The following is a 14,495-nucleotide window of genomic DNA, read 5'->3' as shown; positions in this document are numbered from 1 at the left end:
GCGGCTCTTTCTTCCCGGTTTCTCGACGCTGAAGACGCGACGAGCGTTAGATCCCCATCGCCTGTCGACCCACCTCGAGTCCCCACTGTGGCACCTCGAGGATCACGACAGCGGCGAGGGCCACCTCGACTATCGTCACGAGCACGGTTACGATGGTCGCCCGACTGCTACTGACGGTGACCCCGAACGGGAGGCCGTACTCGGTAGACGAGAGCGGGTAGAACAGCGCAATTCCCCGTCTGCTCCCGGCCACGTCGAGAACGTAGTGGGTGAGGATGCCGATCCAGACGTACTCGAGGTTGCCGAACGCGGCGGGGAAGAAAAAGAACGCGGCGAGGACCGGCAGGTTGTGCAGCGTCTTTCGGTGTTTTCCGAAGGCCGTGTCGACGTCGGGGAAGAGCGCCCCCAGCGTCACCGGCACGCCGATCATCACCATCGTCTCGAGTGTCACCAGCACGTCTGTGAGTTCTGTTGCCGGCTCGAGGAGGTAGCCGAGTCCGACGCTCAACAGCACGGCGTTGAGCACGTGCCCCTTCTTGTTCATCGACCCGTACTCGAATCGGGGGACGTGAATACCTTTCTCTCCTGAGTGTCTCTCGATTCGAGGCGTCGACTGGTCGCCCTGATCGATCCGATTTCGGACTGGTCGCTCGCTGGTCGTCCATTCACACTCGCGACTCGAGGGCGAGAGTGACGGCAGCCATCGTCGCGTTCGAACTGGGTAGCTTCGACGGGGCCTACTGGGATTCGAGTTCGGAGAGGAAATCCACGAGCGCCTGCTCGACCGTCTTCGCACGGATCTCGGCACGGTCGCCGTCGAACTCGTGCCGGGTCGCCGTCGCGTACGAGGATTCACTGCCCCACGGGCCGGCGTAGGCGATTCCGACGTAGACGGTCCCGACGGGATCGGTCTCGGTCCCGCCGTCCGGCCCCGCGATGCCGGTCGTGGCGATCCCCCAGGTAACGTCACAGACGTCGCGGACGCCGCGGGCCATCTCGAGGGCGACCCGTTCCGAGACGGCCCCGTGTTCGTCCAGCGATTCGTGGCTGACGCCGAGGTGCTGGCGCTTGGCACCGTAGGCGTAGGTCGTCAATCCCGCCTCGAAGTAGTCGCTCGAGCCGGGGACGGCCGTGATCGCGCCCCCGATGAGGCCGCCGGTACAGGATTCGGCGACGGCGAGCGTCTCGTCGGCTTCACGAAGTGCATCGCCGACACGTGCGGGCAGGTCCGGGTCCACGTCGAGGTTCATACGCGATCCAATGGCTGGCAATCTTGTCAAGTCGGTGGTCTCGACAGGGCGTCGTCGAAAGTCGACGAACTGGCGGTACTCGAGTCAACTGTGTCGGCGGTCGATCGGTCAGTCGTGGCGTACGCGAAAACGGAAGACGGACGGTAGGGGAGGCCAACGCTCGAGTATGGAGTACGAGACGCCGTTGTTCTTCCGCGTGATGGCCTACGCGAACGAGGCCGATCGGGACGTCGTCGACATGGTCAGTGGCAACCCGGACTGGGATCCGCCCGCCGCCCTCCGGGAGGGCCTGCGCGAGTACGCCGACCTCGAGCCGGACGCGTTTCAGTACCCGCCGAGCGTTGGCCTGCGAGCGCTCAGAGAGGAGATCGCCGCACGTCGGGGCGTCGACGTCGAACAGGTCGTTATCACCAACGGGGCCGGCGAGGCGAACTACCTCGCGATGGCCCGCGCGCTAGAGCGCGACCGTGGCGAGGAGATCCTGTTGACCGATCCCGTCTATCCGTACTACCCGGGGAAGACGACGATGCTCGGGGGTCGGCCGGCATACGTCGCGACCGACGAGACGGGGCGACTCGATCCCGCGGCCGTCCGCGAGGCTGCGAGCGAGGACACGGCGGCAATCGTCGTCAACTCGCCGAACAACCCGACCGGCGCGGTCTATCCCGAGAAGACGATCCGCGAACTCGTCACCATCGCCGAGGCCCACGACGCGATCCTCGTGAGTGACGAGGTCTACGATCACTTCGACTACGCCGGGGCGTTCTCGAGTGCGCTCGGCATCGAATCGAATCACCGGATCGTCACGAACGGGTTCTCGAAGTCGATGGCGATCACCGGACTCCGCGTGGGTTACGCCGTCTTTCCACACCACCTCGTCGAGAACGCCCGCGGCCGCCACATGCTCGTGAACGTCGCGACGACCCGGCCCGGCCAGTACGCCGTCCTGAAGGCCCTCCACGAGACCGACCCCGACTACTACGAGCGAAACCGCGAGCGTCTCCGCGAGCGCATCGACGCCTTCACCGAGGCGCTCGAGGCCGCTGGCGCCGAGTACACCCGACCCGAGGGGTCGTTCTACGTGATGGCCCGATTCGACGGCTTCCCGGGGACGGTCGAGAACACCTTCGAGCTGATCGACGAGGCTGGCGTTGCGGGGATGCCCGGCTCCGGATTCGGCGACTCCCGGGAGGACTGGCTCCGGTTCGCGCTCGTGACACCGCGCGTCGAGGAGGCCGCAGACCGGCTGGCTGGGTACCTCGGCTGACTCCGGCGGCGCTCGTTTTTCTCGGCTCTCGAGACCGACGAATACTCGTGATGGGACGCTGTAGGGGGTGCCATGAGCGGACTGGACGTCGAGCCGGCCGACGGGGACGAGGCGGACGCCGAGCGCGCGGACAACACGATCGAGGTGACGCCGACCGACTCGATCGGCGACGAGCGCGAGACGATCACCGTCGAGCCCGCCGACGAGCCGATCGACGGCCCGGAGTACGTCCTCTACGGTGGGAAAGGCGGCGTGGGAAAGACGACGATGGCCGCGTCGACGGCGCTCGACAGCGCCCGCAGCGGGATTCGGACGCTCGTCGTCTCGACCGATCCCGCCCACTCGCTCTCCGACACCCTCGAAACGGATGTCCCGGCCGAACCCGAGCGCATCCACGAGGATATTCCCCTTTACGCCGCCGAGATCGATCCCGAAGCGGCGATGGAGCGGGGACAGGCGGGCCTGTTCGGGCAAGCCGCAGGTGACGGACGCGACGGGTCCGACGAGGACGTCGGTACCAGGGGCCCGAGCGGGATCGGCGATCTCGACGCCAGCGTCGACGAGGACCCGGTCGGCGGGTTCGGCGATACGGGCGAACTCGGTGGGCTGGGAGACCTTCTCGGCGGCGAGAACCCGATGGACGCCCTCTTCGGCGGTGCCATGCCCGGTGCCGACGAGGCCGCGGCGGTCCAGCTGTTGCTCGAGTACCTGGACGACCCCCGGTTCGATCGTGTCGTCGTCGACACCGCGCCGACGGGCCACACGCTCCGGCTCCTCCAGTTGCCGGAGGTGATGGACTCGATGGTCGGCCGGATGCTGACGATGCGCCAGCGGCTAAGCGGCATGCTCGAGAGCGTCAAGGGGATGTTCGGTGGGCCACAGCCCGACGCCGAGCAGGGACTCGAGGACCTCGAGGAACTCCGTGATCGGATCGAACGCCTTCGGGCCGTCCTGCGCGATCCGGCGCGGACGGACTTCCGGATCGTCATGGTTCCCGAGGAGATGAGCGTCTTCGAGTCCAAGCGGTTGCGCACCCAGTTGCAGTCGTTCGAAATCCCCGTCGGGACCGTCGTGGTCAATCGCGTGATGGAGCCCCTCTCCGACGTGGCCGACGACGTCGAGGGCGGCGAGGCGTTCCTCGAGCCGAATCTCGAGGACTGTGCGTTCTGTCAGCGTCGGTGGGACGTCCAGCAGTCGGCCTTGCAGGAGGCCCACGAATTGTTCCGTGGGACGGAGGTCAGGCGAGTGCCGCTGTTCGCCGACGAGGTTCGCGGCGAGGAGATGCTAACGATCGTCGCGGCCTGTCTCCGCTGATCCTGCCCACCGCAACGATGGCGACGGCTCACGCCGCGTCGCTGTCGCTCGGAACGGCCATCACTGGCTGGTCACTGTCGAGGATCACGGCCTGTGCGACGCTCCCGAACAGCACCTTCCCGAGCGGTGAGCGCGTCCTGACCCCGATGACGACGAGGTCGCTGTCGAACTCCGCTGCGGCCTCGAGGACTGTCGTTGCGGGTTCGCCCTCGGCGACGTGGATTTCACACTCGAGGCCGGCCGACTCCAGCGAGTGGCGGACCGGCTCGAGGGTATCCATCAGTCGCTCCCCGGCCGTCTCCTCGAGTTCGGATTCGTACGTGTCTGCGAATCCGCCAGCCGCCCACTCGGCGTCGGTCCCGTCGGCCTCGCGAACGTGGAGGACGTCGACGTGGACCCCACCACCCTCGTTCGCTTCGTCGGACTCGGTCTCGGGCAACTCGAGGATGGCGTCGACCTGCGCGCGGGCCCGTCGGTCCTCTCGGTCGATCGGCAGGAGAACGCGGTACATGTCGAATAGCTTCATCGGCAGCGCCTAAAGGATTTCATTCGACGGCCGGGTCCTCGACGGGTGCCTCGAGGCGCGTCGTGTGGACGATCAATCCGGCCGCGATCAGACAGGCCACGCCCAGCAGCATCCAGGACGCCCGGTATCCCACCAGATCCGCCAGCAGGCCGAACGCGGGTGGGGCGACGATCGACCCGGCGACCAGTGAGAGCTGTCCGCCCGCGGTCGCACCACCCATTTCCTCGTTCGTGACGACGGTCGACATGCAGGAGTAGTAGACGCCGGTGTTCCCGAGGACGAAAAAGCCGAGGACGACGAAGGCGATGGTGCCGACGAGCGGGCTCGAGACGGTGGCGACGACTGCGAACGACGCTGCACTCGCGACGGCCTGCACGAGGAGGATCCCGCCGAGACGGAGACGCGGGTCACCGGGAAAGACGTCGCCGAGCCACCCCGCCACGACGCGGCCGACGCTGCCTGCCACCTGGACGAGCGCCAGGACGATGCCACCGGCGGCGATCGACGCCTCGAGTTCCTCCTGGACGAAGAGGACGACGTAGCCGGTAGTCGTGAACAGTGCCGCTCCGAGGAAGAAGCCGGCGGCGACGAGCGTTCGGTAGGGTGCGTTCCGCGAGAGCTGCCGAAAGTCGGGGTAGGTGGCTCGAGCACTGGTTTCGGCGTTTGCGTACAGGTGTGCGAAGGTGACTGCGACGGCGAGACCGAGCGCAGAGGCGACGAAGAACCCGGCGTTCCAGACGACCACACCAGCGAGTCCGGTCACGAGGAGGGCGCTGATGCCGCTGCCGGCGGTGACGCCGACCTGTTTGATCCCGATGGCGACGTGCTGGCGACCCGCCGCGATCCGATCGTAGATCGCCTTGTTCGTTCCTGGTATCGCTCCGGCGTAGGTCGACCCGAGGAAGAACGCGGCCGCGAGCAGCGTCGCGAACGTCGGTGCGCCAGCGACGAGGGCCGACCCGGCCGAGAGCCCAACCAGTCCGAGCGTGAGGGTGACTCGTTCGCCGAACCGATCGACGAGCGCACCGACCGGGAGGAGGAAGGTCGCGTACCCGAGCGTCAGTGCCGTCACGACGAACCCGACTTCGAACCGCGAGAGCGCGAACGCCTCGCGAAACAGCGGTGTCGCCGCAAAGACGGTGTAGTAACAGACGCTGGCGGCGACCTGCCACGACGTCACCAGCCCCACGACTCGCCAGTCGGCGCGGCTCATTCGAGACTCCGTTCTCGAGCGACCGGGATAGAACGCACGTTTCGCTGGTGGACGAATGGCCCCAGATCAGGGCATCCCCGGCCGACGGCTCGACCGAGCTCGGTCAGAACCCGTCACCCCTCGACGACGATAGGACATCGGACATATGAACAGCGATTTCGGAACATAATTGCAATTTTTCCGGGTTAGACGACCAGACCAGATGTTTTCGTTCGCAATCACTTCGTCGGATCACTAGTGTTTAATACTCGTGTTTGGAATTGCCGGCAAGAATGGCGTACTCCCTCCGCCACACGTGTCAACAGTACGTTCAGCGGCTCTGGACGTACCTCTGGCTGCTCAACGCCCAGACGAAAGCGTACCTTACCCTCGACGGACCCGCGATCGCACGGGACCTTGGGTACGGTTCGAACGAGACGAACAGACTCGAGCAACTCGGCTTCGAAGACGCCTCCAGCAGTGTGAACGACACCGGTGACGGCGATCCACCGACTGGAAGTGACGCCAGTGCTGGCGATTCAGCCGGTGCGACCGGGTCGAACGGCTCCGGCGGTTCCGGGGGCACCCCCGGTCCCGGCGGCGACGACTCACCGTTCGACGTCGGTGGCGGGTACGGTCGGCGGCAGAAATTCGGGTTCGTACTCGGACCACTGCTGTTCGCACTCATCTACCTGTCACCGACGCCTGAAGGGCTCTCACCGGAAGGACAGGCCGTCGCCGCAGTGACGGCGTGGGTCGCCGTCTGGTGGATGTCGGAAGCGATTCCGATTCCGGCGACCTCCCTGCTACCGATCGTCCTCTTCCCGCTGACGGGCGCGTTACCAGTCGATATGACGACCCCCTCGTACGGTCACCCGCTGATCTTCCTGTTTATGGGCGGGTTCTTCCTCGCGATGGCGATGCAGCGATGGGACCTCCATCGGCGAATCGCCCTGCGGACGATCAAGGCTGTCGGGACCGAACCCTCGAGGCTCATTCTCGGGTTCATGCTCGCGACGGCGTTCCTCTCGATGTGGGTCTCGAACAGTGCGACGGTGATGATGATGGTTCCAATCGCGCTCGCGGTTATCTACCAGACTGCAGACCTCATCGACGAGAGTTCACTCGACGTCGATACGAGTCAGGGAAGCTTCGCGTTCGGCGTCGCCCTGATGCTCTGTATCGCCTACGGTGCGTCAGTCGGCGGCGTGGCGACGCTCATCGGCACCCCACCGAACATCCTCTTTGCCGGGCAGGCAGGTGAGATATTCGGACAGAACGTCTCGTTCGCCCAGTGGATGCTCTACGGCGTCCCCATCTCCATCGTCGGCCTCGTCGCAGTGTACCTCTACGTCACCAGACTTGCCCTCACACCCCAGTTCGACCAGTTGCCCGCTGCGGGCGACGTCATCGACCGCGAACTCGCCGATCTCGGATCGATGAGCCGTCAGGAACGCCTCGTCCTGCTGGTCTTCGCCGGCATGGCCGTCTCCTGGATCGGTGCGAGCCTCCTCGATCAGTTCGACCAGTTCCCGGTCGTCGAACTCGACGTCGCCCTCCTCGGTACGCTGGTCTTCGCACTCACGTCCGCACTTGCGTTCGTCCTCGACCCGCTGTTTGCCCTCCCCATTCCCGACGACGCAGACACGGTCGTCGCCATCGCCGGCGCGATGGTCCTCTTTACGCTCCCGACGAAAACCGACGACGGCGACCACACCTTCTTGCTCGACTGGTCGAGCGCCGTCCAGATTCCATGGGGCGTCATCCTCCTGTTCGGTGGCGGACTCGCGATCGCCGCCGGATTCGGCGAAACCGGCCTCGCCACCTGGATCGGCGAACAGCTCCAGCTGCTCGAGGGCGTCTCGATGGTCATCATACTGCTGGCAGTCGTCACGATGACGATCTTCCTCACGGAGGTCACCTCGAACACGGCGACCACGGCGATGCTCATGCCGATCCTCGCCGGCGTCGCGATCGGAATCAACGTCCACCCATTCGGACTCATGATCGCCGGGGCAACGGCCGCGTCGTTCGCGTTCATGCTCCCCGTCGCGACGCCACCGAACGCCATCGTCTTCGGGAGTGGCTACATCACGCTTCCCCAGATGGCCCGCGTCGGCGCCGGGCTCAACGTCATCGGCATCGCGCTGATCACGCTCGTTGCCCTCCTGTGGCTCCCGATCGCCTGGGGAATCGACCCCACGACCCTCCCCACGGAATTCCTCGAGGCGTTCGAGAGCTGAGCGACTGACGAGCGATAGTGACCGATTCCCATCGTCCGAGAATCGGACGCCTCCTTCTTGGATTCCCCGCGGATGGTCGCTCGTAGAAGAGATGTCGACGCCAGAACCGCCCGATTTCTCCCGGCACCGACGACTCCTCGAGATTCTCGCCGACGTCGGTCCCACGACCGTTCCCGAAGTTGCCGCTCGACTCGAGGCCCATCCCGTGACGGTCGAGCGACAGTGTCTCGAACTCCAGCGTGCCGGCCGAATCAGGCAGTGCACGGGCGGAAAACTCGTTCTCGCCGACGACGGCTCCACAGCATCGAACAACTGAGGCAGGTAGACAGCAGGAACCGACGAGAACGGAACTCGCGTCGAAGAGCGGTCCCAGCGGAGTCAGGCCAGACGACGCAGCAGTGCGAACCCGGCGTCGCGCAGTTGATCCGGGAGGAATCGAGCGTAGCTACCGAACTGTGCCAGCGGCCCAACCGGGTAGCGAGTCGGGGGTTCCGGGTGACTCGCAGCCTCGAGAATCGCCCTGGCCACCTCCTCGGGTTCCGAGGCGAACGGCCCATCAGAACCACCGCCGAGGAGTTTCATGTCGTCGATCAGTTCGTAGAGGTGCTCGTAAGCCGGCGTTTGCTCCGAATCGGGAAGTTCCTCGCTGACGCGCTCGGTGAAGTTCGTCGCCACTGGACCCGGTTCGACCAGGACGACGTCGACGCCGAACTCCTCGAGTTCGGCCCGGAGTGAGTCGCTCATCGCCTCGAGTGCGTGTTTCGACCCCGAGTACGCGCCGTAGCCGGGCAGGGAGAGTCGTCCGGCGACGCTCGAGACGTTGACGATCAGGCCCTCGCCCTGAGCGCGCATGTGCGGGACTGCCGCGCGGGTAAGTCGATGGGGACCGTAGACGTTGACGTCGAACTGCCGGTGGAGGTCCGCCGTGGAGACGTCCTCGAGCGGCCCCATCTGGGCGTAGCCGGCGTTGTTGACGACGCAGTCGATCGCACCGCCGATGTCGACGGTCGTCTCGACCGCGCGGGCGACCTGTTCGGGGTCAGTAACGTCGAGTGCGAGCGTCTCGCAGCCGGCCGCGGCGAGCTCCTCGATGTCCGACGGATCGCGAGCCGTCGCGACGACGAGCCACTCGTCCTCGAGGAACGCCTCGGCCGTCGCGCGGCCGATTCCCGACGAACAGCCGGTGATGAGGACGGTCTTCTTGCGGACGTATCGGTCCGACTGTCCGGTGGCGGTCGTCTCGGTCGTTGCGTCGGCCTCGTCGACGACCTCCTCACTCACGTCGGACTCGCGCGCGACGTTCCGTGCCGTGGCGGTGTCGTCGACCGGGTCGGGGGTCGATTCCCCCTCCGAATCCGCGGCTGGTTCCGCATCCGGATCGACCGTCGAATCGGTCTCCGTGTCTGGGTCGCTCCCGGATCCGGAGGCCTGCTCAACTGCGGACCCGGACTCCTCGCCAGTCGTCGAGGCCTCGTCTCGAGTCGCGTCGTCGACGGTGGAACCGTCCGAGTCCTCCGCTGCGTCGTCGACGTCCTCGTCGGTGGTCATGGTGACCTGTACGTGCGTCGGTACCTAAGTATCGGTGGTTTGTCTCGCTTGCCGGACTGTCTGGATCGGATGCCAGTTCGGATTCCAACGACAGGTTCCAGCAGCGACGTCCCTGCGTCCCGAGGACGTTCCACACCGCTTATCTCGTCGGGGCACGCGCGTTCGACCATGACCAATCAGGACGTAATCGACGCCCTTCGAGCGGCAGAGGCCGTCCGCTACGGCGAGTTCGAACTCTCCCACGGCGGCACGAGCGAGTACTACGTCGACAAGTACCTCTTCGAGACCGACCCCGATTGCCTCGAGACCATCGCCGAGGCCTTCGCCGAGCGCGTCGACAACGACGACAAACTCGCCGGTGTCGCCCTCGGTGCCGTCCCGCTGGCCGCCGCGACCAGCGTCGCCGCTGGCGTCCCCTACGTCATCGCGCGCAAGCAGCGCAAGGAGTACGGCACGGCCAACCTGATCGAGGGCCGACTCGAGGACGGTGAGGAGGTCGTCGTCCTCGAGGACATCGTCACGACGGGGACCAGTCTCGTCGATGCTATCGAAGCACTGCGTGAGGCGGGCGCGACGGTCGACCGCGCGCTGGTCGTCGTCGACCGCGAAGAGGGTGGCCGCGAGAACGTCGAGGACGCCGACGTCGAGATGGAGGCGCTCGTGACGGCGAGTGAGTTGCTGGCCGATCGCGAGTAACGCGTTCCGACCTGCATAGCCGATCGATTTATCACGTAATCGTTACCAGTACCGACTGTGAAATTTGTCGCAGCGGAATACGAAGAAGCAGGCAGCGGGGTTGGGTCAGAACTCGAGGTGTGGGACCGCCTCAAACGATGTTTCACCCCCGACGACGTCGGCGTCTGTTACTATCGATTCCCGATCGTCGACGAACGTAGCGCAGCGCTGGATCGAGAGGCTGACTTCGTGATGCTTCACCAGCGGTACGGCCTCGTCGTCATCGAGTGTAAAGGGTACACGATCGATCAGATCGAGTCGATCGAGGGGTCGAGGTGGAATCTCTCTGGTACGTCACAGGATGCATCCGCGCCGTATTCGCAGGCTCGAGATCACGGCTTCCGAATTCGGTCGCCGATGATGCGCGAACCGTCGCTGGTCGACGAGCGGGGCAACTGCCACATCGTCATGACACCACTCGTCGCCCTGCCAAATGTCAGTCGCGACGAATGGGACGACCGTGGATTCGGTGACCTTCCATCGGTGCCGCGCATGATTCTGCGAGAGGACCTCTCGAGGGGAGCCCTCCGTGCCGTCTTCGATTCGCTCCCGGCCGACGATGCCCTTACGATGGATCAGTACGCCGACGCGCGAGCAGTTCTCGGCGGAGGACAGGCAATCAGCGGCGAACGTGGCCCGGTCCTGACAGACGAGGATACGAAAGCTGGCCTGTACGAGACGGTCCAGAAGGGGCTTCAGCGGTTCGACGAGCGACAGGAAGAGATCGGTATCCAGATCCCCGACGGACCACAGCAGATCCGGGGAATCGCAGGGTCTGGAAAGACCGCGTTGCTCGCCCGGAAAGCGGCGGCTATGCACGCAAAACACCCCGACTGGAATATCGCGGTGACGTTCAACACGCGGAGCCTCTACCAGACGATCCGGAATTCGATTCGCCGGTTTTACGCCGACTTCGGTGGTGAAGAGCCGGACTGGACCCGTCTCGAGGTCCTCCACGGTTGGGGTGGGAAGACAGAACACGGGATGTACTACAAGATTTCCCAGAGTGCCGGGCAGACCCCCCGGACTGTCGGAACTGCGAAAGACGAGTTCGGCGACCGCGGTCCCGGCAAACTCCTCGAAGCGTGCTGTCGAGAACTCGTCGAGGAGGCCCCGATTCAGGAGGAATACGATGCGATCCTCATCGACGAGGCCCAGGATATGGAGCCGGCGTTTTACCAGATGTGCTACGAGGCGCTGACGCCGCCGAAACGATTGATCTGGGCCTACGACGAGGCACAAAACCTGACGAGCCTCTCCGCTCCGAGCCCGAAAAACGTCTTCGGCAGTGACGACGACGGCACTCCGACGGTCGATCTGAGCGGAATCTATCCGGGCGGCATCCAGAAGAGCCAGATCATGCGAAAGTCGTATCGCACGCCACGATCGGCACTGATGCTTGCCCACGTCTTTGGAATGGGGCTGACGAGCAGTCGTGGACCTGTTCAGGCGATAACGACACAGGAGGGATGGGAAGACATTGGCTACGAGATTCTGGAAGGCGATTTCCGACGGATTGGCGAACCGGTCTCGATCCGGCGACCCGACGCCAATTCGCCACATCCACTCGCTGATCGGCCAGAGGCGACGCCGTTCGTCACCTTCGATTCGTTCGATCGGCGATCCAGCGAACTCGACGCCGTCGCCGACGAGATCGAGAACGACGTCCGCTACCACGGCCTCGAGCCAACTGACGTCCTCGTTATCCCCCTCGGAACGGTCTCGGACGTCCGTTCGATCGGGCAACAACTTGCGCATCGGCTCGAGGACCGGGACCTCGATGCGAACCTCGTCTGGAAGGGGAACACGAGCGTGTTCCAGAAACCAGGAGAGGTAACGATCTCGGGCATCAATCGGGCGAAAGGAAACGAAGCCGCCTCGGTCTACCTCCTCGGCGTCGACTACCTCGACGATCCGGACCCCTACTGGCACGACAACCGCGTTCAACCACGGAACGAGGCGTTCGTCGGGATCACTCGAACGCGAGCCTGGTGTCAGGTCACGGGGGCCGGTGACCACCCGGCCCTCTTCGACGAGATCGGTTCACTCGTCGAGCAGGTCACCGAGACGGATCCGGTCGTTACGTTCACAGCACCAGATCCGACCGAACTCGAGAACGAAATCGCTGCCGACGAGACGATTGCAACGAGGATCGACCAGTTCTGACCCGGCCGCCCACTGGCCCATCTCAATCGTGACCAACCAGTGGCGACCACCTGAAGTCGATCTGGACCACGTCCGGGCCCCCATCAAAACGCTTTTATCCCGCTCGAGACAACTCGAGTTCACGATGGTAGGTGTCCGCTTTACAGGGGCCTCGGCCCGCTTCTAATCACTCCCACCTACCGTTCGCTGTGGCCACGAAGACCAGCAGTCGAGCGGTCCGAGCGGACACGATATCGAACTTCTCTTTGAAGTTCCCCACCCAGCGATAGCCACACCAGCCAGACACAACCACCACAATGTCAGACTCAGATTCAGATTCACAGGAGCAGCTTACGGTCGTACTGCCAGACGGTTCGGAACTCGAGGTCACCGACGGGGCGACCGTCGAGGACTGTGCCTACGAGATTGGCCCCGGCCTCGGCCGGGACACGGTCGCGGGCAAACTCGACGGAGACCTGGTCGCCAAAGAGGAACCCGTCTACGACGGCGTCGACCTCGAAATCGTCACCGACCAGTCCGAGGAGTACCTCGAGGTGATGCGCCACTCCGCATCGCACGCGCTCGCCCAGGCCGTCTGTCGCCACTACGACGACGTCGACCTCGCCATCGGGCCGCCTACCGACGAAGGCTTTTACTACGACTTCGACGACCTCGAGGTCGACGAAAGCGACCTCGCCGACCTCGAAGACGAAATCGAGGAGATCCTCGCGGAAGACCACGAGATCGAACGCGAGGAGGTCTCGATCGAGGAGGCAGAAGAGCGCCTCGCAGACCAGCCGTACAAACTCGAACTCCTCGAGGAGTTCGCCGACGAGTCGGACACGGTCACCTTCTACAGCCAGGGTGAGTGGGAGGACCTCTGTGCCGGCCCGCACGTCGACTCGACGGGTGAGATCGGTGCCGTGAAACTCCTCGAGATCGCTGGCGCTTACTGGCGCGGCGACGAGGAGAACCCGATGCAGACCCGGATCTACGGGACGGCGTTCGAAGACGAAAGCGACCTCGAGGACTTTCTCGAGCGCCGCGAGGAGGCCAAAGAGCGCGATCACCGCAAGATCGGGTCGGAGATGAACCTCTTTTCGATCCAGGACGTCACGGGGCCCGGCCTCCCGCTGTACCATCCACCGGGGAAGACGATCCTGACCGAACTCGCCGACTTCGTCACCGAGCTCAACGAGGACACGGGCTACGACTACGTCGAGACGCCACACCTGTTCAAGACGGATCTCTGGCAGAAGTCCGGCCACTACGAGAACTACGCCGACGACATGTTCGTCTTCGAACTCGGCGACGACGAGTTCGGCCTGAAGCCGATGAACTGCCCCGGTCACGCGACGATCTTCGAGGACCAGTCGTGGTCCTACCGCGACCTGCCGGTCCGGTACGCCGAAGACGGCAAAGTGTATCGCAAGGAACAGCGCGGGGAACTCTCGGGCCTCTCGCGCGTCTGGGCGTTTACGATCGACGACGGCCACCTGTTCGTCCGCCCAGACCAGATCGAAGCCGAGGTCGAGGCGATCATGGACTCGATCGACGAGGTTCTCTCGACGTTCGATCTGGAGTACGAGGTCGCTCTCGCGACCCGTCCCGACAAATCCGTCGGCAGCGACGAGATCTGGGAACGTGCGGAATCACAGCTCGAGTCGGTCCTCGAGAGTCGCGAAATGGACTACGAACTCGAGGCGGGCGACGGCGCGTTCTACGGCCCGAAGATCGACTACGCGTTCGAGGACGCTATCGGCCGGAGCTGGGACGGCCCCACGGTCCAGCTCGACTTCAACATGCCCGAACGGTTCGACCTCTCGTACGTCGGCGAGGACAACGAGGAACACCGCCCGGTCATGATTCACCGCGCGCTCTACGGCTCCTACGAGCGCTTTTTCATGATGCTCATCGAGCACTTCGAGGGCAACTTCCCGCTCTGGCTCGCCCCCGAGCAGATCCGCGTGCTGCCCATCTCCGACAACAACCTCGAGTACGCACGCGAGGTGGCCGCGGCGTTCGACGACTTCCGTCTCGAGGTAGACGACAGCGACCGCACCCTCGGCCGAAAGATCCGAGCGGCCCACGACGACCGCGTCCCCTACCAGATTATCGTCGGCGACGACGAAGCCGACGACGGGACGATCTCGGTTCGCGACCGATTCGAAGACCAGGAGTACGACGTCGAGATCGACGACTTCCGGGAACACCTCGAAGCCGAGCGCGCCGAAAAGCGCACGGAACCTGATTTCCTGCGTTGATATTCTCCGCG

Annotated in this window: 12 protein-coding genes; 7 read left to right on the top strand and 5 right to left on the bottom strand. The window is 64.6% G+C overall.

Annotated features, from left to right (window positions below; all coding sequences use genetic code 11):
- Positions 1-46 precede the first annotated feature (46 nt).
- Together B1756_RS16350 and B1756_RS16345 are read right to left on the bottom strand one after the other, a co-directional pair.
- On the bottom strand, positions 47-544 hold the full coding sequence (locus B1756_RS16350) for a metal-dependent hydrolase (protein WP_086889517.1): 498 nt from the start codon (positions 542-544) through the stop codon (positions 47-49).
- Between the two features lie 193 nt (positions 545-737).
- Positions 738-1,250: a CinA family protein gene (locus B1756_RS16345; RefSeq protein ID WP_086889516.1), complete on the bottom strand. Its 513-nt coding sequence runs from the start codon at positions 1,248-1,250 to the stop codon at positions 738-740.
- Positions 1,251-1,416: 166 nt separating this feature from the next.
- Here B1756_RS16345 and B1756_RS16340 point away from each other — a divergent pair, with 166 nt between their 5' ends.
- Entirely contained in the window at positions 1,417-2,517 is a 1,101-nt protein-coding gene (locus B1756_RS16340; protein ID WP_086889515.1) for a pyridoxal phosphate-dependent aminotransferase, read from the top strand.
- Positions 2,518-2,589: 72 nt separating this feature from the next.
- Positions 2,590-3,831 carry an ArsA family ATPase gene (locus B1756_RS16335; RefSeq protein ID WP_086889514.1) on the top strand — a complete coding sequence of 414 codons (1,242 nt, stop codon included), beginning with the start codon at positions 2,590-2,592 and terminating at the stop codon, positions 3,829-3,831.
- A 28-nt stretch (positions 3,832-3,859) separates the two neighbouring features.
- Here the strand turns inward: B1756_RS16335 and B1756_RS16330 are convergent, their stop codons facing one another.
- Entirely contained in the window at positions 3,860-4,342 is a 483-nt protein-coding gene (locus tag B1756_RS16330) for a universal stress protein (RefSeq protein WP_086890229.1), read from the bottom strand.
- Positions 4,343-4,376: 34 nt separating this feature from the next.
- Entirely contained in the window at positions 4,377-5,570 is a 1,194-nt protein-coding gene (locus B1756_RS16325; protein WP_086889513.1) for an MFS transporter, read from the bottom strand.
- 272 nt (positions 5,571-5,842) lie between these two features.
- Between B1756_RS16325 and B1756_RS16320 the strand changes: the two genes are divergently transcribed.
- Together B1756_RS16320 and B1756_RS16315 are read left to right on the top strand one after the other, a co-directional pair.
- On the top strand, positions 5,843-7,792 hold the full coding sequence (locus tag B1756_RS16320) for an SLC13 family permease (protein WP_086889512.1): 1,950 nt from the start codon (positions 5,843-5,845) through the stop codon (positions 7,790-7,792).
- Positions 7,793-7,883: 91 nt separating this feature from the next.
- The gene (locus tag B1756_RS16315) at positions 7,884-8,108 is read left to right on the top strand and encodes a DprA-like winged helix domain-containing protein (RefSeq protein WP_086889511.1); all 225 of its coding nucleotides are present in this window, start codon (positions 7,884-7,886) and stop codon (positions 8,106-8,108) included.
- Positions 8,109-8,170: 62 nt separating this feature from the next.
- Here the strand turns inward: B1756_RS16315 and B1756_RS16310 are convergent, their stop codons facing one another.
- A complete protein-coding gene (locus B1756_RS16310) occupies positions 8,171-9,340 on the bottom strand; it encodes an SDR family oxidoreductase (protein WP_086889510.1) in 1,170 nt (389 codons plus the stop codon).
- 168 nt (positions 9,341-9,508) lie between these two features.
- Here B1756_RS16310 and pyrE point away from each other — a divergent pair, with 168 nt between their 5' ends.
- The 3 genes from pyrE (at position 9,509) to thrS (ending at position 14,484) form a co-directional block, all read left to right on the top strand.
- Complete coding sequence (gene pyrE, locus B1756_RS16305; RefSeq protein WP_086889509.1) at positions 9,509-10,036, top strand: orotate phosphoribosyltransferase; 528 nt, start codon at positions 9,509-9,511, stop codon at positions 10,034-10,036.
- Between the two features lie 57 nt (positions 10,037-10,093).
- The gene (locus B1756_RS16300; RefSeq protein ID WP_228434400.1) at positions 10,094-12,241 is read left to right on the top strand and encodes an NERD domain-containing protein; all 2,148 of its coding nucleotides are present in this window, start codon (positions 10,094-10,096) and stop codon (positions 12,239-12,241) included.
- 296 nt (positions 12,242-12,537) lie between these two features.
- Positions 12,538-14,484: a threonine--tRNA ligase gene (gene thrS, locus B1756_RS16295; protein WP_086889508.1), complete on the top strand. Its 1,947-nt coding sequence runs from the start codon at positions 12,538-12,540 to the stop codon at positions 14,482-14,484.
- Positions 14,485-14,495: the final 11 nt, after the last annotated feature.

Origin of the sequence: Natrarchaeobaculum aegyptiacum, from assembly GCF_002156705.1 — an archaeon.
Classification (GTDB): Archaea; Halobacteriota; Halobacteria; order Halobacteriales; family Natrialbaceae; genus Natrarchaeobaculum; species Natrarchaeobaculum aegyptiacum.
Note: the sequence above shows the minus strand (reverse complement) of the source record. Positions and strands in the feature narration are given on the sequence as shown.

Coding starts and splice junctions, on each gene's coding strand:
- B1756_RS16350 (WP_086889517.1), bottom strand. CDS start 544: ATGAACAAGAAGGGGCACGTGCTCAACGCCGTGCTGTTGAGCGTCGGA.
- B1756_RS16345 (WP_086889516.1), bottom strand. CDS start 1,250: ATGAACCTCGACGTGGACCCGGACCTGCCCGCACGTGTCGGCGATGCA.
- B1756_RS16340 (WP_086889515.1), top strand. CDS start 1,417: ATGGAGTACGAGACGCCGTTGTTCTTCCGCGTGATGGCCTACGCGAAC.
- B1756_RS16335 (WP_086889514.1), top strand. CDS start 2,590: ATGAGCGGACTGGACGTCGAGCCGGCCGACGGGGACGAGGCGGACGCC.
- B1756_RS16330 (WP_086890229.1), bottom strand. CDS start 4,342: ATGTACCGCGTTCTCCTGCCGATCGACCGAGAGGACCGACGGGCCCGC.
- B1756_RS16325 (WP_086889513.1), bottom strand. CDS start 5,570: ATGAGCCGCGCCGACTGGCGAGTCGTGGGGCTGGTGACGTCGTGGCAG.
- B1756_RS16320 (WP_086889512.1), top strand. CDS start 5,843: ATGGCGTACTCCCTCCGCCACACGTGTCAACAGTACGTTCAGCGGCTC.
- B1756_RS16315 (WP_086889511.1), top strand. CDS start 7,884: ATGTCGACGCCAGAACCGCCCGATTTCTCCCGGCACCGACGACTCCTC.
- B1756_RS16310 (WP_086889510.1), bottom strand. CDS start 9,340: ATGACCACCGACGAGGACGTCGACGACGCAGCGGAGGACTCGGACGGT.
- pyrE (WP_086889509.1), top strand. CDS start 9,509: ATGACCAATCAGGACGTAATCGACGCCCTTCGAGCGGCAGAGGCCGTC.
- thrS (WP_086889508.1), top strand. CDS start 12,538: ATGTCAGACTCAGATTCAGATTCACAGGAGCAGCTTACGGTCGTACTG.